The organism is Streptomyces sp. NPDC028910 (genome assembly GCF_055564955.1).
Genome location: NZ_JBVHVF010000003.1, coordinates 306,453 through 323,207, shown reverse-complemented (window position 1 = coordinate 323,207; position 16,755 = coordinate 306,453). Strand labels below are relative to the sequence as shown.

The following is a 16,755-nucleotide window of genomic DNA, read 5'->3' as shown; positions in this document are numbered from 1 at the left end:
GCACTGACGCAGCGACACACCGGCATCCCGGGCACCCGATGAGCGCCCGGGATGCCGCTTTTGTTCCACTATGTCAGTCTGAGCCCAGCCCTCTGACTCCCGGAGGGCCTCTCGGTCGCTCGGGACGGGAGGGGCTCCCCGTGATCCAAGGCATCCGCCCGCCGCGCTGGCTGGTCTGTGCCGCACTGGTCGCAGCCGCGCTCGGCCCCGCCGTTCCCGCGTACGGCAGGCCCCTCGCCCCGGCCCCCGGCGCCGCCACACCCGCCCCGGTGGACGACCTCTACGAGGAGCTGGCCGGCAGCGCCGCCGGAGTGGGGCGGGAGCGGCCCGGCAGACCGGCGGGCGAGCCCGCCAACCCGGAGCTGCTGGTGGCCGCCCGGCCGCTGCCGGTACGCCCGCGCGCCGAGCCCACGCCCCCGCCGCGGCCGCCGAGCGTCGCCCCGACCCCGCGAGAGGCGGTCAGCGCGCTCGGCACCGGGCCGAACGACCGGGCCGCCGACCGGGCCGCCGACCTGGCCGCGCACATACTGCCGCTGGGGACCGGCTTCGCCCTGATGGGGCTGGGTCTGGGCTACATGGGGATGCGCCTGCGCCGGGGCAGGTGAGGAGGGCGCCCGCGGGCGGTCCCCCTTCCGGCGTACGCCTCGCGATGGTTGCCGGGACCGAACATACTCGGTATACATACTCGGTATGTCGATCCGTCACGGCCTTCTCGCCCTGCTGGAACGGGGTCCTCGGTACGGCTCCCAGCTGCGCACCGAGTTCGAATCCCGCACCGGCTCCACCTGGCCGCTCAACGTCGGGCAGGTGTACACCACCCTCGCCCGCCTGGAACGCGACGGTCTCGTCGCCCCCGGCGGCGAAGACGCCGCCGGCCACACCCTCTACGCCATCACCGACGCCGGGCGCGCCGAACTGCGCCAGTGGTACGAGCGCCCCGTCGACCGCGCCCACCCTCCCCGTGACGAGCTGTCCATCAAGCTCGCCATGGCCGTGGGCGCGCCCGGCGTGGACATCCGCGCCGTCATCCAGGCCCAGCGGCACGCCACCATCAAGGCGATGCAGGACTACACCCGGCTCAAGGCCACGGCGCTCGCCGCGGTCGAGAGCGGCCGGTCCCGCGAACGCGACGACGTGGCCTGGCTGCTCGTCCTGGAACAGCTGATCTTCCAGACCGAGGCCGAGGCCCGCTGGCTCGACCACTGCGAAGCCCGGCTCGTACGGCTCTCCCTGCCGGCCGACCGGAGAGCCGCGCACCCCGAACCCACGCAGGCCGAACCCACGCAGGCCGAACCACCGCACGCCGGACCACCGGGGGCCGCCGCGGCCGAAGCCCCGGCCCCGACCACCACCGCCCGGCCCCGTACCGCCCGCACGCGGCGTGGCTGAACCACCGTTCCAGGGGGGACCCCTCATGCCCGACCAGCACCAGCACCAGCACCAGCACCAGCACCAGCAGCCCGTCCTGCAGTTGGACCAACTCGTACGCACCCACGGCAGCGGAGCCACCGAGGTGCACGCCCTGCGCGGGATCAACCTCTCCGTCTTCCCCGGCGAACTCGTCGCCGTCATGGGACCCTCCGGCTCCGGCAAGTCCACGCTGCTCACCCTCGCGGGCGGCCTCGACACCCCGAGCAGCGGCCGGGTGATCGTCGAGGGCACCGACATCACCGCGGCGAGCCGCAAGCAGCTGGCCGCGCTGCGCCGCCGCAGCATCGGGTACGTCTTCCAGGACTACAACCTGATCCCGGCCCTCACCGCCGCCGAGAACGTGGCCCTGCCCCGGGAGCTCGACGGGACCTCCGCCCGCAAGGCCCGTGTCTCCGCGCTCGCCGCACTGGAGGAAATGGGCCTGGGCGCGCTCGCCGACCGCTTCCCCGACGAGATGTCAGGCGGCCAGCAGCAGCGCGTGGCCATCGCCCGCGCCCTCGTGGGCGACCGCCGCCTGGTCCTCGCCGACGAGCCCACCGGCGCCCTCGACTCCGAGACCGGCGAGTCCGTCCTCGCCCTGCTGCGCTCCCGCTGCGACGCGGGCGCCGCCGGGATCCTCGTCACTCACGAGCCCCGGTTCGCCGCCTGGGCCGACCGCGTCGTCTTCCTGCGCGACGGCAGTGTGGTCGACGAGACCCTGCGCAGCCAGGCCGACTCCCTCCTCTCCGGGCAGGCGGCCGGCCAGTGACCTCCTCGCTCCAAGGCTGGTACCACTCCTGGGTCGCGGCCCTGCGCATCGCCCGCCGCGACGCCTGGCGCGCCAAGGGCCGCAGTTCCCTCGTCCTCGCGATGATCGCCCTGCCGATCGTCGGGGTGAGCGCCGCCGACCTCACGCTGCGCAGCGCCGAACTCTCCCCGGAGCAGTCCCTTTCCCGCGTGATGGGGACCGCCGACGCCCGGGTGAGCTCCTCTCACATGGGCATGCCCGTCTACCAGAAGCCCGACGGTACGAACTACGCGCCCGTCGGCGGCTTCAAGGACTACGACCCCTCGTCGAGGTCGCGGGAGAACCCGCCGGAGCTGGCGCAATCCGCCCTCCCGGCCGGGACCCAGATCCTCAAGGACTCCGCCGGCTACGGCAAGGTCCGCACCACGCACGGGCTGCTCGATACCCAGCTGCGCGAACTCGACGCGCACAGCCCTCTGGTGGCGGGCATGATCACGCTCGACCGCGGCCGGCTGCCCGAGCGCGCCGGCGAGGTCATGGCCACCACCGCGTTCCTGAAGAACTCCGGCCTCTACGTCGGCTCCTCGGTCACCCCGCGCGGCGCGACCTCCTCGTACAAGATCGTCGGCGCGTACGAGCTGCCGTCCGAACTGAAGCGGGACGAGATCCTCGCCCCGCCGGGGACCCTGATCGCCCCGCTCGACCAGGCACTTCAGGCCCACGGAGGCCGCGAGGTGCAGGCCGATGACGCCTACCTGGTCAAGGTCGGTGGTGATGGTTTCACGTGGAACATGGTCAAGACGGCCAACACCAAGTCCCTGATCGTCATCTCCCGCGCCGTCACCCTCGACCCGCCCGCCGACTCCGAGGTGCCGCTCTACCAGCAGGAGGCCAAGGAGCAGTTCTCCAGAGATGCGGGCAGTGCCATCGAAATGGCCATCCTGGCCACCGTCGTGGGCCTGGCCATGCTGGAGATCTGCCTGCTCGCCGGACCTGCCTTCGCGGTCGGCGCCCGGCGCTCGCGCCGCCAGCTCGGCCTGGTCGGCGCCAACGGCGGCGACCGGCGCCACATCCGCTCCATCGTGCTCTCCGGCGGCCTGGTCATCGGCGCCGTGGCCGCCGTCACCGGCACCGCCATCGGCGTGGTCCTCACCATCGCGCTCCGGCCGGTCCTGGAGGAGCAGCTCGGCAACCGCTTCGGCGGCTTCGACTTCCGCCCGCTGGAACTGGCCGGTATCGCCCTGCTCGCCGTGGTGACCGGGCTGCTGGCCGCCATCGTCCCCGCGGTCACCGCGTCGCGCCAGACCGTGCTGGCCTCACTCACCGGCCGCCGCGGGGTGCGCCGCGCCAACCGGGTCCTGCCGGTCATCGGCCTGTTCGCCATCGGAGCCGGTGTCGTGATCGCCCTGTACGGCACCGCGTCGGAGATGGGCTCGACCGTCGTGGCCGGCGGCAGCGCCCTCGCCGAGCTCGGCATCGTCGCCCTCACCCCGGTCCTGGTCGGCCTGTTCGGACGGCTCGGACGATGGCTGCCGCTGTCGCCACGGCTCGCGCTGCGCGACGCCGTGCGCAATCGGGGGCGTACGGCGCCCGCCGTGGCCGCCGTACTGGCCGCCGTCGCCGGCACCGTCGCGGTGGCCACGTACGAGCACAGCAGGGACCTGCAGATGCGCCACGAGTACGTGGCCCAGCTGCCGCACGGCACCGGCTTGTTGGAGGCGTCCGAGAACAGCGCCTACAAGGAGGTCCCCGCCCTGCGCGAGGCCCTCGCCAAGGAGGTCCCGCTGGCGCTGCGGGCCGACGTCGACCGGCTGGTCGTCGGCATGCCGAGCTGTGAGTCGTACTCCGCGGAACCCGGCTGCGGCCGGGCCGAGATCATCACGCCCAAGGACCAGCGCTGCCCGCTCTACGACAACCCCAAGGGCTCCGAGGCCTTCACCGAGGCGCAGGCGAGACAACTGCGCCGGGACTGGCGCTGCCAGGACCGTGAGCACGGCACGCAGCACCCCGTCGTCGTCGCCGACGAGAAGCTGCTGAGCGTGCTCGCGGTCACCGACCCGGGCTCGGTGTCCGCCCTGAAGGCGGGCCAGGCCGTCGCCTTCGACAAGCGCCAGGTCAAGGACGGCAAGCTCGTCCTGCGGATCGTCAAGGGCCCGGACGCGGCCGACGTCTTCACCGGTCGCGGCGAGGAGTCGCCCGGCGAGGACAAGTCCCTCCCGGTCCACCTGGCACCCGAGACCACCGAGAGCTGGGGCATCGAGCTGATCGTGCCGCCCGTGGCGGTCAAGACCATCGGGCTGACCACCGCGCCGTCCGGCTCCTACTTCACCCTCGACGGGACGGTCGGCACCGAACAACGGCAGAAGCTGGACGGGGAGATCGACCGGATGGGCGTGGAGGCCGCCCTGCGCATCGAGGCGGGCTACCAGGGCAACGACGACCTGGGCCTGCTCGCCCTGACCGTCTTCGCGGGACTGGTCACCATCGGCGCGGCCGGCATCGCCACGGGGCTCGCCCAGGCCGACGCCGAGGCCGATCTGAAGACCCTGGCGGCGGTGGGCGCGGCCCCGCGGGTGCGGCGGACGCTGAGCGGCTTCCAGTGCGGGGTGGTCGCCCTGATGGGCGTGGTCCTGGGCTCGGCGGCCGGGATACTGCCCGCGGTCGGACTGCGCCTGACACAGCGGCGGCAACTGGAGGAGGCGCGCCAGTCCGCCGTCGACATGGGGTTCCGGTCGGACGGCCTCGCGTCGTACGTGCCGATCGCCGTGCCCTGGGAGACCCTCGGCGGGCTGATCATCGTCGTCCCGCTGGGCGCGGCGCTGCTGGCGGCGCTCGTCACCCGTTCCAGCGGCGCGCTGGCCCGGCGCGCAGCGGGGTGACGCGGGGCTGATCCCGTGCCCCCGCACAGGGTGGATCACGCTCGTGCGGGGGCACACCGTCTGCTAACGAAGGTGTGCGAGAGAATGACGGCATGGAGATGCCGAGGAGTGAACGGTCGCAGGACAGTCCCCCGCACGTCCTGATCGTGGGACAGGACGGGACGGCGGTCGGCGACGCCGATGACGAGTCGCGCGAGGTCCCGGTGACGGAGATGGTCGAACAGCCCGCCAAGGTCATGCGGATCGGCAGCATGATCAAGCAACTCCTGGAAGAGGTACGTGCCGCGCCTCTCGACGAGGCGAGCCGGGTCCGGCTCAAGGACATCCATTCCGCCTCGGTGAAGGAGCTGGAGGACGGCCTGGCCCCCGAACTCGTCGAGGAACTGGAGCGCCTGTCCCTCCCGTTCACCGAGGAGGCCATCCCCTCCGAGGCCGAACTGCGCATCGCCCAGGCGCAGTTGGTGGGCTGGCTGGAGGGTCTCTTCCACGGCATCCAGACGGCCCTGTTCGCGCAGCAGATGGCGGCGCGGGCCCAGCTGGAACAGATGCGCCGCGCCCTTCCGCCGGGTGCGCACCACGAGGACGACGAGGACGGCGCCCACGGCGCGATCCGCTCGGGCCCCTACCTCTAGCCTCCGACAGCCCGCACCAAAGAGGCGGGTCCGGCTCACACCAGCCCGAGCCGAACCCGCCTCCACGAACCCAGCCCCGCCGGCACAAATCCAGCCCCGCCGCACCACCCAGCCCCGCCGGCGTTTGAGGCGCGGAGCCCCGCGCTTTTCAGCCCCGCCGCACAAATCCAGCCTCGCCGGCGTTTGAGGCGCGGGGTCCGGGGCGGAGCCCCGTTCTTTTCAGCCCCGCCGGCGATTGAGGCGCGGCCCCGAGGGAAATCCGGCTCCCCACACGGGACATGGTCGACGCATACTCTGGGGCATGAGCTACGACGCGATCGTGCTGGCCGGCGGCGCCGCGCAGCGACTCGGCGGGGCGGACAAGCCCGCGCTGAGCGTCGGCGGCCGCCCCCTCCTCGACCGCGTCCTCGACGCCTGTCCGGACGCCCGGACCACCGTCGTGGTCGGCGGCCGCCGCCCCACCGCGCGGCCCGTCCGCTGGACCCGCGAGGACCCGCCCGGCGGCGGCCCCCTGGCCGCGCTGGACGCCGGGCTGCGCCAGACCACCGCCGAGCTGGTCCTCGTACTCTCCGCGGACCTGCCGTTCCTGGACCGGGACACCGTACGGGCCCTGCTGGACGCGCCCGGCGCGGACCGAGGCACGGCGGACGGCGGCACGGCGGACGGGGCGATGCTGCGAGACCCCGACGGCCGGGACCAGCCGCTGGTCGCCGCCTACCGGGCCGAACCCCTGCGCCGCGAGATCGCCCTGCTCGCCACCGAACACGGCAACCTCACCGGGCTCCCGCTCCGCGCGCTCACCGCCGAACTGCACCTCGCCCGCGTCACGGCGGGACCCCTCGCCTCCTTCGACTGCGACACCTGGGACGATCTCGCCGTCGCCCGGGCCCGGATCAGGGAGCATGGAACCGTGCTGGACCAATGGATCACCGCCGTCAAGAGCGAGCTGGGCGTCGACCTCGCCGTCGACACCAAGACCCTGCTCGACCTCGCCCGGGACGCCGCCCACGGCGTCGCCCGGCCCGCCGCCCCGCTGACCACCTTCCTCGTCGGCTACGCGGCCGCCCACGCCGCCGCCACCGGCGCCGACCCCGCTCAGGCCGTCGCCGAAGCCTCCCGCAAGGCCGCCGACCTGGCGCTGCGCTGGGCCGCCGAGGCGCAGGCCGACGCCGCCGAAGAGAACGGCTCCGGATGACCCCCACGAACTCCGCCGATCAGGCCCTCGACGAGGCCCTGGCCCTGGTCAGCCGCAACCCCGCCGCCGAGGGCGGCGCGGGCGGCGGCGGGGGCGGCCACCGCGCCGCCGCCTGGCAGCGGGCCCGGGAGGCCGCCGTGCACGCCGGGGCCGGGGTGCGGGCCCGTACGCACGACGTCCCCCTCGCGCAGGCCCTCGGCGAGGTACTGGCCACCCCCCTGGACGCGCTGACCGACCTGCCGTCCTTCGACACCTCCGCCATGGACGGCTGGGCCGTCGCCGGCCCCGGCCCGTGGAGCGTGCGCACCGGCGGCAGCGTCCTGGCCGGCTCCGACCGGCCGGAGCCTCTCACGGACGGCGAGGCCGTACGGATCGCCACCGGCGCCCGGATCCCCGCCGACACCACCGCCGTGATCCGCAGCGAGCACTGCCGGGAGGCCGGCAGCCAGCTCTTCGCCGACCGGCCCGTCCTCACCGGCCAGGACATCCGCCCGCGGGGCCAGGAGTGCCGCTCGGGAGACCTGCTGCTGCCCGCCGGTTCCCTGGTCACCCCGGCCGTGCTCGGGCTCGCCGCGGCCGCCGGTTACGACGAGCTGTCCACCCGGCCCCGCCCCCGCGTGGAGATCCTGGTGCTCGGCGACGAGCTGCTCACCGAGGGCCGCCCGCACGACGGCCTGATCCGCGACGCCCTCAGCCCCATGCTCGGCCCGTGGCTCACGCGCCTCGGTGCCGAGGTCATCGGCACGCGAGGGCTCGGAGACGATCCGGCGGGCGCGGCGGCCCTGCTGGAAGCCGTCACCACGTCCACCGCCGATGTCCTGGTCACCACCGGCGGCACCGCCTCAGGACCCGTCGACCACGTCCACCCCGTGCTGCGCCAGGCCCGCGCCGACCTGCTGGTCGACGGGGTGGCGGTACGCCCCGGGCATCCGATGCTGCTGGCCCGCATCGGGTCCCGCACCGAAGGGCGGCATCTGGTCGGGCTGCCCGGGAACCCGCTGGCCGCCGTATCCGGGCTGCTGACCCTCGCCGAACCGCTGCTGCGCGCCCTCGCCGGCCGCCGTATGCGCCCCCGCTACACGGCGCCGGTCCACAGCGACGTACCGGGCCACCCGTACGACACCCGGCTCGTCCCGGTCCTGCTGAGCGACGACCACGCGGTGCCGCTGCGCTACCACGGCCCCGCGATGCTGCGCGGCGTGGCGGCCGCCGACGCGCTGGCCGTCGTACCGCCGAAGGGCGCGCGGTCCGGGCAGGACCTGGAAATCCTCGATCTGCCGTGGGCCTCGGGAGGATGTTTCACGTGAAACTTCACGGACAGGACTCCATGGCCCGCAGCGCCGACGAGAAACTCGTCTCCCGGCGCATCAAACTGCCCAAGCGCATCGTCGAGCAGCCGCTGAGGCAGGTCAGCCGGCGCCTGCTGATGGCCTTGTTCGTGCTCTTCCTGACGGTCCTGATCGTCTGGCTCGACCGCGAGGGCTATCACGACAACGCCGACGAGCGGGTCGATTTCCTCGACTGCGTCTACTACGCGACCGTGACCCTGTCGACGACCGGCTACGGCGACATCGTCCCGCACAGCGACACCGCGCGACTGGTCAACGTCCTGTTGATCACCCCGCTGCGCGTGCTGTTCCTGATCATCCTGGTCGGTACCACCCTGGAAGTCCTGACCGAGCGGACGAGGGAAGAGTGGCGGCTCAACCGCTGGAGGAAGAACTTGCGTGAACACACGGTCGTCGTCGGCTTCGGCACCAAGGGCCGCTCGGCCCTCCAGACGCTGCTGGCCACCGGCCTCTCCAAGGAGCAGGTCGTCATCGTCGACCCCAGCGCCAAGGTGATCGACACGGCCACCTCGGAGGGGTTCACGGGCGTGGTCGGCGATGCCACCCGCTCCGACGTGCTGCTCCGCGCCGAACTGCAGAAGGCCCGTCAGATCATCATCGCCACCCAGCGGGACGACACGGCGGTCCTGGTCACGCTGACGGCGCGGCAGCTCAACCGCGGCGCGAAGATCGTCGCGGCGGTGCGCGAGGAGGAGAACGCCCCGCTGCTGCGCCAGTCCGGCGCGGACGCGGTCATCACGAGCGCGAGCGCGGCCGGCCGGCTGCTGGGCCTGTCGGTGCTCAGCCCGAGCGCGGGCACCGTGATGGAGGACCTGATCCAGGCGGGCACTGGGCTCGACATCATCGAACGGCCCGTGCGGAAGGCGGAGGTCGGCAAGTCCGTACGGGAGATCGGCGATCTGGTCGTGAGCGTGCTGCGCGGGCACCGCCTGCTCCCGTACGACGACCCGCACGCGAGCCCGATCCAGCTGACGGACCGTCTCATCACCATCGTGCGGGCGGCGCCGACGGCTTCGCCGCACGTGATATTGGGTCCTGCCGAGTAGGCGCGAGTTGGCGTAGCCTCCGGGCCATGCATGCGATCACCATCGAACAGCCCGGCGGTCCCGAGGCCCTCGTCTGGACCGACGTACCCGATCCGGTGGCGGGTGAGGGCGAGGTCCTCGTCGAGGTCGTGGCGAGCGCCGTGAACCGCGCCGACGTACTCCAGCGGCGGGGGTTCTACGATCCGCCGCCCGGCGCCTCGCGCCATCCGGGACTGGAGTGTTCCGGGCGGATCGCCGCGATCGGGCCGGGGGTGTCCGGCTGGTCGGTGGGCGACGAGGTGTGCGCCCTGCTGGCCGGCGGCGGGTACGCGCAGCGGGTGGCCGTGCCCGCGGGCCAGCTGCTGCCGGTCCCGGCGGGCGTGGACCTGGTGACGGCGGCCGCGCTGCCCGAGGTCGTCACGACGGTGTGGTCCAACGTGTTCATGGTGGCCGGACTGCGCCCCGGCGAGACCCTGCTGGTGCACGGCGGATCCAGCGGGATCGGGACGATGGCGATCCAGCTGGGCAAGGCGGTGGGCGCGACGGTCGCCGTGACGGCCGGCGGCCCGGAGAAGCTGGCGCGCTGCGAGGAACTGGGCGCGGACATCCTGATCGACTACCGCGAGCAGGACTTCGTGGCGGAGCTGCGGGCGGCGACGGGCGGGGCCGGGGCGGACGTGATCCTGGACATCATGGGCGGGAAGTACCTCGCCCGGAACGTGGACGCCCTGGCCGTCAACGGCCGGCTCGCGGTGATCGGGCTCCAGGGCGGGGCGAAGGCCGAACTGAACCTCGGCGCGCTGATGGCGAAGCGGGCGGCGATCACCGCCACCACGCTGCGGGCCCGCCCGCTGGAGGAGAAGGCGGCCATCGTCGCGGCCGTACGGGAGCACGTGTGGCCCCTGGTGTCAGCGGGGCGGATCCGCCCGGTGGTCCACGCGTCGTTCCCCATGACACAGGTGGCCGAGGCCCACCGCGTGATGGAGGCGAGCAGCCACGTGGGCAAGCTGCTGCTCACGCTCTGAGCCACTGGGGCTCCGCCCCAGACCCCGCGCCTCAAACGCCGGCGGGCTGAATCTTCAGCCCGTCCGGCGTTTGAGGACCGGGTCCGGGCAGAGCCCGGTTTCGGGGATTACCCCGCGGAGCTACAGGCTGCGCAGCAGGACGGCCGGGGACTCCACGCAGTCCGCGACATAGCGGAGGAACCCGCCCGCCGTGCCCCCGTCGCACACCCGGTGGTCGAAGGTCAGCGACAGCTGGACGACCTGCCGGACGGCCAGCTCACCCCGGTGCACCCACGGCTTCGCCATGATCCGGCCGACGCCGAGCATCGCCGCCTCCGGGTGGTTGATGATCGGCGTGGAGCCGTCCACCCCGAACACCCCGTAGTTGTTCAGGGTGAAGGTACCGCCCGTCAGATCGGCCGGGGCCAGCTTCCCCGCCCGCGCCAGCTCGGTCAGGCGGGCGAACTCCGCCGACAGCGACTCCGGGTTGCGGCTATGCGCGTCCCGGACCACCGGGACCACCAGGCCCCGCTCGGTCTGCGCGGCGAAGCCCAGGTGCACGGACGGGTGCCGGACGATCTCCTTGGCCGCGAGGTCCACCGAGGAGTTGAGCTCCGGGTACTTGGCCAGCGCGGCCGTGCAGATCCGTGCCAGCAGCGCCAGCACCGAGATCTTGGGCCCGCCCACGGCGTTCATCGCGGCTCGGGCGGCCATCAGCTCGGTGGCGTCCGCGTCGACCCAGCAGGTGGCGTCCGGGATCTCCCGCCGGCTGCGCGACAGCTTCTCGGCGACCGCCCCGCGCACACCCTTGAGCGGGATCCGCTCGCCCTGCGCGGCCACGGGCACCGCCGCCGCGACGGGGGCCGGTTCGGGCGCCCGCAGCGCCGCCAGCGCCGCCTCGACGTCCGCCCGCAGGATCAGGCCCTCGGGTCCCGAACCGCGCAGCGCGCGCAGGTCGACCCCGTGGTCCTTGGCCAGCTTGCGCACCAGCGGCGAGATCACCGGCACCGGCCCCGCCGGAGCGGCCGCAGCCGCCGCGACGGGAGCAGGAGCCGGGGCAGGCGCCGGGGCAGGTGCCGACACCGCGGCGGTGACGGGTCGCACCCGCCGCCGACGCGCCGGGCGGGAGTGGTCCGTGCCGTAGCCCACCAGGACGTTGCCGGAGCCCGAGGACTCCGCCGCCGGGGCCTCGGCGGGGGCCGACCGCGCACCCACCGCCACGGTGATCAGCGGGGCCCCGACCGGCAGCTCCTCGCCCTCCTCGCCGAAGCGGGCGGTGACGACACCGCCGTACGGGCAGGGCACCTCCACCATGGCCTTGGCCGTCTCGACCTCGACGACCGGCTGGTCGATGGCGACGACGTCGCCCACCGCCACCAGCCACCGCACGATCTCGGCCTCGGTCAGGCCCTCACCGAGATCCGGCAGCTTGAATTCCATGACCTGCGGCATCAGTTCTCCCACTGCAGGCGGGCCACGGTGTCCAGGATCCGGTCCACACCGGGCAGGTGGTGCTTCTCCAGCATCGGCGGCGGATACGGGATGTCGAAGCCCGTCACCCGCAGCACCGGCGCCTCCAGGTGGTGGAAGCACCGCTCCGTGACCCGGGCGGCGATCTCCGCGCCCGGTCCGCCGAAGCCTCCGGCCTCGTGGACGACCACCGCGCGCCCGGTACGGCGTACGGACTGCACGACCGTGTCCTCGTCGAAGGGGACCAGCGAGCGCAGGTCCACGACCTCCAGCTCCCAGCCCTCCTCTCGCGCCGCCTCGGCCGCCTCCAGGCACACCGGCAGCGAAGGCCCATAGGTGATCAGCGTCGCGCTCGTGCCCGTCCGCCGCACCAGCGCCTTCCCGATGCCCGGCACGGCCGCCGGCGCCTCGGGCGACCAGTCGGCCTTCGACCAGTACAGCCGCTTCGGCTCCAGGAAGACCACCGGGTCGTCGCTCGCGATCGACGCGCGCAGCAGCCCGTACGCGTCCTCGACCGTCGCCGGGGTCACCACCGTCAGGCCGGGCGTCGCCACGTAGTACGCCTCGGAGGAGTCGCAGTGGTGCTCCACGCCGCCGATCCCGCCGCCGTACGGCACGCGGATGGTGATCGGCAGCGGCATCGCGCCGCGCGTGCGGTTGCGCATCTTCGCCACGTGCGAGATCAGCTGCTCGAAGGCCGGGTACGCGAAGGCGTCGAACTGCATCTCCACCACCGGCCGCAGCCCGTACATGGCCATGCCGACCGCCGCGCCCAGGATCCCGGCCTCCGCGAGCGGGGTGTCCGTACAGCGCTCCTCGCCGAACTCCTTCGCGAGCCCGTCCGTGATCCGGAAGACCCCGCCCAGCGTCCCGACGTCCTCGCCCATGACGTGGACCGTCGGGTCCTCGGCCATCGCGTCCCGCATCGCCCGGGTCAGGGCCTGCGCCATCGTCGAGGGCTTGACCCCCGACTTCGCGGACTTCGCCGCCACCGTCGTCACGCCTGGTCCTCGGCTTCCAGTTCGGCGCGCAGCATGGCCGCCTGCTCGCGCAGGCGGTCGGTCTGCTCCGCGTACACGTGCGCGAACAGGTCCATCGGGTCCACCACCGGATCGGCGTTCATCCCCTCGCGCAGGGCCGCCGCCATCACCTCGGCCTCGTCGCGCGCCGCCTGGATGCCCGCCTCGTCGAGGATCCCGCGTGCGGTCAGCTCGCGCTCCAGCAGGTCGATCGGGTCGTGCGCCTTCCAGGCCTCGACCTCGGCGTCACCGCGGTAGCGGGTCGCGTCGTCGGCGTTCGTGTGGGCCTCCATCCGGTAGGTGACGGCCTCGATCAGGGTCGGACCGCCGCCGGCCCGGGCCCGCCGGACGGCCTCGGTCAGCACCTCGTGCACCGCCGCGATGTCGTTGCCGTCGACCAGCCGGCCGGGCATCCCGTAGCCCACGGCCTTGTGGGCCAGCGTCGGGGCGGCGGTCTGCTTGGCGAGCGGGACGGAGATCGCGAAGCCGTTGTTCTGGACGAGGAAGACCACCGGGGCCTGCCAGACGGCGGCGAAGTTGAGCGCCTCGTGGAAGTCGCCCTCGCTGGTGCCGCCGTCGCCGACCATGGCGAGGGCGACGACGTCGTCCCCGCGCAGCCGGGCCGCGTGCGCCAGGCCCACCGCGTGCGGCAGCTGGGTGGCGAGCGGGGTGCACAGCGGGGCTATGCGGTGCTCACGCGGGTCGTATCCGGTGTGCCAGTCGCCGCGCAGCAGGGTCAGCGCCTGTACGGGGTCCAGTCCGCGCGCCACGGCCGCCAGGGTGTCGCGGTAGCTCGGGAAGAGCCAGTCCTGGTCCTCCAGGACCAGGGCGGCCGCGATCTCGCAGGCCTCCTGCCCGACGGTGGAGGGATAGACGGCGAGCCGGCCCTGTCGGGTCAGTGCGGTGGCCTGGGCGTTGTAGCGGCGGCCGCGCACCAGCTCGGCGTAGCAGCGGCGCATCAGCGCGGGGTCGAGCCGGTCGGCCGCCTCGGTGCCCAGGACCCGGTAGGGCTCGGCCTCCGGGAGCAGCGGGGCGGCGTCCGTACGGGGCCTCCAGGCGGGCGGCGGGGTGGAACGGTGGGACGCACCGGCACCGGGCAGCTCTTGGACCGTCATGGCGGCGTACACCTCCTCGTGGGAAGCGGGCAGGGGGTGCCCCGGGTGTGAGGCCCCTCACCTACCGATTGTTCGGTTGTCTGCGCAATTTGGCTACAGGCGGCTCCAGGCTGTGGACAAACTGGCGCCGGGGCCCTGGGATGGGTGCAGGACGTCCAGGAGAGGGAGGCATCGGGCAATGCCGGATGAACAAATGGCCGGAGCGGGTTCCACACCGGTTCCGCCGGGGGGCGCACCGGGCACCTCCGGAGTCCCGCCTGTGGCACCCCGTCCCCTGGACCCCATCGACCGGTCGATCATGCGGCTGCTCCAAGCGGACGGCCGCGCGTCGATACGCTCGGTGGCGGAGCAGGTGCACGTCTCGCGCGCCAACGCCTACGCCCGCATCAACCGGCTCATCGACGACGGGGTGATCCGCGGGTTCACCGCCCGCGTCAACCACGAACGCGCGGGGCAGGGCGCATCGGCCTACATCACCCTGAAGATCGTCCAGAATTCCTGGCGCACGGTCCGCGAGCAGCTGCGCGAGCTCCCGGGCGCCGCCCACATCGCCCTGGTCAGCGGGGACTTCGACGTCCTGCTCCTGGTGCACACCCCGGACAACCGGACCCTGCGCGAGCTGGTCCTGACCCGTCTGCAGGCGATCCCCGAGGTGCTCTCGACGCGCACCCTGCTGGTCTTCGAGGAAACGGATCTGCTGGACCAGGGGCCGGGCCCGGCAGGCGCCCCGGCGATCGCCGAGGAGTAGGCCGCACGGATCCGCACGGGGCTGTACGGGGCCGCACGGGGCCGCCGCCCGGACCTCAGCGGGCCGTGCGCAGGCCGTCGAGGGCCATGTGGACGACCGCGTCCGCGAGCTGGTCGGGGCCCGTGCCCGGGTGCGGGCGGTACCACTCGACCAGGGAGTTCACCATGCCGAAGAGGAGGCGGGTGGCCAGCCGGATGTCCACGTCCGCCCGGAGGTCGCCGTCCGCCGCGGCCGCCTTGAGCAGGTCGGCGACCTGGTGGTCGAACTCGCGGCGGCGCTCCAGCGCCCAGCGCTCGGTCCGGGTGTTGCCGCGGACCCGCAGCAGCAGCGTCACGTACGGCAGCTCGGAGACCAGCACCTCGACCGTGCGGCGCGTGACGTACTCGACCCGCTCGACCGCCCGGCCCCGTACGGCGCCCGGCTCCTCCAGGACCGCGAAGAGCCCGTCGAGGGCGCGGCTGACGGCCCGCCGCAGCAGTTCCTCCTTGCCCGCGACGTGGTGGTAGATCGAGGACTTCGAGATGCCCGCGGCCTTGGAGAGGTGCTCCATCGAGGTGCCGTCGTAGCCGCGCTCGTTGAAGACCTGGACGGCGACGGACAGCAGCGTCTCGGGGGTGTAGGTGTCGCGCTTGGCCGTGGTCACCGCGCCCCCTCCTCGTCGCCCGCGGCGTAGCCCAGCTTGAAGAGGGCCAGCGAGGGCGCGTACCGGCCGCCGGGGCAGCGCTCGTCGAGGTGGTGCAGCAGGTCGTAGGCCCAGTCCTGGCCGAGCCGCTCGTGCCATTCGGCGGGGCCCACCGGGTAGTTGACCCCGAGCCGCATCGCGGTGTCGATGTCCTCGGCGCGGGCCACGCCCCGGGCGACGGCGTCGGCCGTGAGGTCGATCAGCATCGCGACGGTCCGGGCGACGATCATGCCGGGGACGTCGCCGATGACCGAGACCCGCTTGCCCAGCTTCTGGAAGAGGCCGATCGCCTCGGCGAGGGTCCGCTCGCTGGTGTCCTCGCTGGCGGAGAGCGCGATCCGGGTGGCGCCGCGGTAGTCGAACGCGAGGTCGAAGTACACGACGTCCGCGAACTCGACCGAGGTCTTCCCGTCCGCGAGGACCAGCTGGCCCTCGCCGGGCAGCTGGATGTACGGGCCGCCCTGCTCGGTGGCCGTGACCGCGATCCCGGCCTCCTCCAGGAGGTCGGCCAGCTCCGCCGCGGGCCCGAGGTCGCCGACGACGGTGACCTTGGCCGGGGCCTCCTCGGGTCCGGCGGTGTGCGGCTGCGGGGCGACGGCCTGCGGGCCGTACGGGAACCAGCCGTGCCCCGACTTGCGGCCGAGACGGCCCGACTGGACCAGCCGGCGCTGCGCGAGGGACGGGGTGAACTTGGGGCTGTGGTGGAAGGACTCCCACACCGAGCGGGTCACGGCCTCGTTGACGTCCTGGCCGATCAGGTCGGTCAGCTGGAACGGGCCCATCTTGAAGCCGCCGCTCTCGCGCAGCACGGCGTCGATGGTGGCCGGGTCGGCGCCCTGCTCCTCGTAGACCGCGAAGGCCTCGGCGTAGAAGGGACGGGCGATCCGGTTGACGATGAAACCGGGGGTGTCGGCGCAGCGGACCGGGGTCTTCCCCCAGCCGAGGACCGTGCGGTACGCGCGCTCGGCGGCGGCCGGGTCGGTGGCGAAGCCGCTGACCACCTCGACGAGCGGGAGGAGCGGGGCCGGGTTGAAGAAGTGCAGGCCGAGGAAGCGGCCGGGGTGCGCGAGACCGGCGGCGAGCTCGGTCACGGAGAGCGAGGAGGTGTTGGTGGCCAGCAGCGCGTCCGGCGAAACCACCTCTTCGAGTGCCGCGAAGAGCGTCTGCTTGACGGTGACGTTCTCGACCACCGCCTCGATGACCAGGGCGGCCCCGGCGAGGTCCGCGAGGGCGCTCGCCGAATCGATTCGGCCGATCGCGTCCTCCGCCTCGGCGCGATCGAGGCGGCCCTTGGCGGCCATCCGCTCGACACGGTCCTGCACGAAGCCGGCGCCGTCCGCGGCGAGGCCCGCGTCGATGTCGTAGATCAGCACCCGGTGACCTGCGAGAAGGGCGACCTGGGCGATGCCCTGGCCCATGGTGCCGGCGCCGACGACCGCCACAGTGCGGGACCGCTCGATTGCTGTCATGTCCTGATCC

15 protein-coding genes are annotated in these 16,755 nt (G+C 73.4%); 10 read left to right on the top strand and 5 right to left on the bottom strand.

The window, feature by feature from the left end:
* The first annotated feature begins 140 nt into the window (after positions 1 to 140).
* The 9 genes from ACZ4TV_RS06335 (at position 141) to ACZ4TV_RS06295 (ending at position 10,263) form a co-directional block, all read left to right on the top strand.
* Entirely contained in the window at positions 141 to 605 is a 465-nt protein-coding gene (locus ACZ4TV_RS06335) for a hypothetical protein (protein ID WP_468131248.1), read from the top strand.
* Positions 606 to 690: 85 nt separating this feature from the next.
* Positions 691 to 1,389, top strand: coding sequence for a PadR family transcriptional regulator (locus ACZ4TV_RS06330; protein ID WP_468131246.1), 699 nt, complete (start codon positions 691 to 693; stop codon positions 1,387 to 1,389).
* Between the two features lie 25 nt (positions 1,390 to 1,414).
* Positions 1,415 to 2,179: an ABC transporter ATP-binding protein gene (locus ACZ4TV_RS06325; protein ID WP_468131244.1), complete on the top strand. Its 765-nt coding sequence runs from the start codon at positions 1,415 to 1,417 to the stop codon at positions 2,177 to 2,179.
* 101 nt (positions 2,180 to 2,280) lie between these two features.
* Positions 2,281 to 5,037, top strand: a complete 2,757-nt coding sequence (locus tag ACZ4TV_RS06320) for an ABC transporter permease (RefSeq protein WP_468131467.1) — start codon at positions 2,281 to 2,283, stop codon at positions 5,035 to 5,037.
* A 92-nt stretch (positions 5,038 to 5,129) separates the two neighbouring features.
* Complete coding sequence (locus tag ACZ4TV_RS06315; RefSeq protein WP_468131242.1) at positions 5,130 to 5,669, top strand: bacterial proteasome activator family protein; 540 nt, start codon at positions 5,130 to 5,132, stop codon at positions 5,667 to 5,669.
* 301 nt (positions 5,670 to 5,970) lie between these two features.
* On the top strand, positions 5,971 to 6,864 hold the full coding sequence (locus ACZ4TV_RS06310; protein WP_468131240.1) for an NTP transferase domain-containing protein: 894 nt from the start codon (positions 5,971 to 5,973) through the stop codon (positions 6,862 to 6,864).
* Positions 6,861 to 8,171: a molybdopterin molybdotransferase MoeA gene (locus tag ACZ4TV_RS06305; protein ID WP_468131238.1), complete on the top strand. Its 1,311-nt coding sequence runs from the start codon at positions 6,861 to 6,863 to the stop codon at positions 8,169 to 8,171. The genes ACZ4TV_RS06310 and ACZ4TV_RS06305 overlap by 4 nt, the downstream gene beginning before the upstream one ends.
* The gene (locus ACZ4TV_RS06300; RefSeq protein ID WP_468131236.1) at positions 8,159 to 9,259 is read left to right on the top strand and encodes a potassium channel family protein; all 1,101 of its coding nucleotides are present in this window, start codon (positions 8,159 to 8,161) and stop codon (positions 9,257 to 9,259) included. Before ACZ4TV_RS06305 ends, ACZ4TV_RS06300 begins: the two co-directional genes overlap by 13 nt.
* Positions 9,260 to 9,285: 26 nt before the next feature.
* Positions 9,286 to 10,263: an NAD(P)H-quinone oxidoreductase gene (locus tag ACZ4TV_RS06295; RefSeq protein ID WP_468131233.1), complete on the top strand. Its 978-nt coding sequence runs from the start codon at positions 9,286 to 9,288 to the stop codon at positions 10,261 to 10,263.
* Between the two features lie 120 nt (positions 10,264 to 10,383).
* On the opposite strand, the gene ACZ4TV_RS06290 is transcribed toward ACZ4TV_RS06295, so the two are convergent.
* From ACZ4TV_RS06290 to pdhA, 3 genes are read right to left on the bottom strand one after another with little or no spacing between them, the layout of a single operon-like run.
* Positions 10,384 to 11,694: a dihydrolipoamide acetyltransferase family protein gene (locus ACZ4TV_RS06290; RefSeq protein WP_468131231.1), complete on the bottom strand. Its 1,311-nt coding sequence runs from the start codon at positions 11,692 to 11,694 to the stop codon at positions 10,384 to 10,386.
* Positions 11,694 to 12,662, bottom strand: a complete 969-nt coding sequence (locus ACZ4TV_RS06285) for an alpha-ketoacid dehydrogenase subunit beta (protein WP_468131466.1) — start codon at positions 12,660 to 12,662, stop codon at positions 11,694 to 11,696. Before ACZ4TV_RS06285 ends, ACZ4TV_RS06290 begins: the two co-directional genes overlap by 1 nt.
* A gap of 47 nt (positions 12,663 to 12,709) precedes the next feature.
* On the bottom strand, positions 12,710 to 13,846 hold the full coding sequence (gene pdhA / locus ACZ4TV_RS06280) for a pyruvate dehydrogenase (acetyl-transferring) E1 component subunit alpha (RefSeq protein WP_468131229.1): 1,137 nt from the start codon (positions 13,844 to 13,846) through the stop codon (positions 12,710 to 12,712).
* 178 nt (positions 13,847 to 14,024) lie between these two features.
* On the opposite strand from pdhA, the gene ACZ4TV_RS06275 reads away from it, so the two are divergent.
* Positions 14,025 to 14,594, top strand: a complete 570-nt coding sequence (locus ACZ4TV_RS06275) for an Lrp/AsnC family transcriptional regulator (protein WP_468131227.1) — start codon at positions 14,025 to 14,027, stop codon at positions 14,592 to 14,594.
* A 55-nt stretch (positions 14,595 to 14,649) separates the two neighbouring features.
* On the opposite strand, the gene ACZ4TV_RS06270 is transcribed toward ACZ4TV_RS06275, so the two are convergent.
* Together ACZ4TV_RS06270 and ACZ4TV_RS06265 are read right to left on the bottom strand one after the other, a co-directional pair.
* Entirely contained in the window at positions 14,650 to 15,237 is a 588-nt protein-coding gene (locus ACZ4TV_RS06270; RefSeq protein WP_468131225.1) for a TetR/AcrR family transcriptional regulator, read from the bottom strand.
* On the bottom strand, positions 15,234 to 16,745 hold the full coding sequence (locus ACZ4TV_RS06265) for a 3-hydroxyacyl-CoA dehydrogenase (RefSeq protein ID WP_468131223.1): 1,512 nt from the start codon (positions 16,743 to 16,745) through the stop codon (positions 15,234 to 15,236). Before ACZ4TV_RS06265 ends, ACZ4TV_RS06270 begins: the two co-directional genes overlap by 4 nt.
* Positions 16,746 to 16,755 lie beyond the last annotated feature (10 nt).

Bases quoted from the DNA above. Each gene is read 5' to 3' on its own strand.
- ACZ4TV_RS06330 (WP_468131246.1), top strand. From the start codon at position 691: ATGTCGATCCGTCACGGCCTTCTCGCCCTGCTGGAACGGGGTCCTCGG.
- ACZ4TV_RS06325 (WP_468131244.1), top strand. From the start codon at position 1,415: ATGCCCGACCAGCACCAGCACCAGCACCAGCACCAGCACCAGCAGCCC.
- ACZ4TV_RS06320 (WP_468131467.1), top strand. From the start codon at position 2,281: ATGATCGCCCTGCCGATCGTCGGGGTGAGCGCCGCCGACCTCACGCTG.
- ACZ4TV_RS06315 (WP_468131242.1), top strand. From the start codon at position 5,130: ATGGAGATGCCGAGGAGTGAACGGTCGCAGGACAGTCCCCCGCACGTC.
- ACZ4TV_RS06310 (WP_468131240.1), top strand. From the start codon at position 5,971: ATGAGCTACGACGCGATCGTGCTGGCCGGCGGCGCCGCGCAGCGACTC.
- ACZ4TV_RS06305 (WP_468131238.1), top strand. From the start codon at position 6,861: ATGACCCCCACGAACTCCGCCGATCAGGCCCTCGACGAGGCCCTGGCC.
- ACZ4TV_RS06300 (WP_468131236.1), top strand. From the start codon at position 8,159: ATGTTTCACGTGAAACTTCACGGACAGGACTCCATGGCCCGCAGCGCC.
- ACZ4TV_RS06295 (WP_468131233.1), top strand. From the start codon at position 9,286: ATGCATGCGATCACCATCGAACAGCCCGGCGGTCCCGAGGCCCTCGTC.
- ACZ4TV_RS06290 (WP_468131231.1), bottom strand. From the start codon at position 11,694: ATGCCGCAGGTCATGGAATTCAAGCTGCCGGATCTCGGTGAGGGCCTG.
- ACZ4TV_RS06285 (WP_468131466.1), bottom strand. From the start codon at position 12,662: ATGGCGCAGGCCCTGACCCGGGCGATGCGGGACGCGATGGCCGAGGAC.
- pdhA (WP_468131229.1), bottom strand. From the start codon at position 13,846: ATGACGGTCCAAGAGCTGCCCGGTGCCGGTGCGTCCCACCGTTCCACC.
- ACZ4TV_RS06275 (WP_468131227.1), top strand. From the start codon at position 14,025: ATGCCGGATGAACAAATGGCCGGAGCGGGTTCCACACCGGTTCCGCCG.
- ACZ4TV_RS06265 (WP_468131223.1), bottom strand. From the start codon at position 16,745: ATGACAGCAATCGAGCGGTCCCGCACTGTGGCGGTCGTCGGCGCCGGC.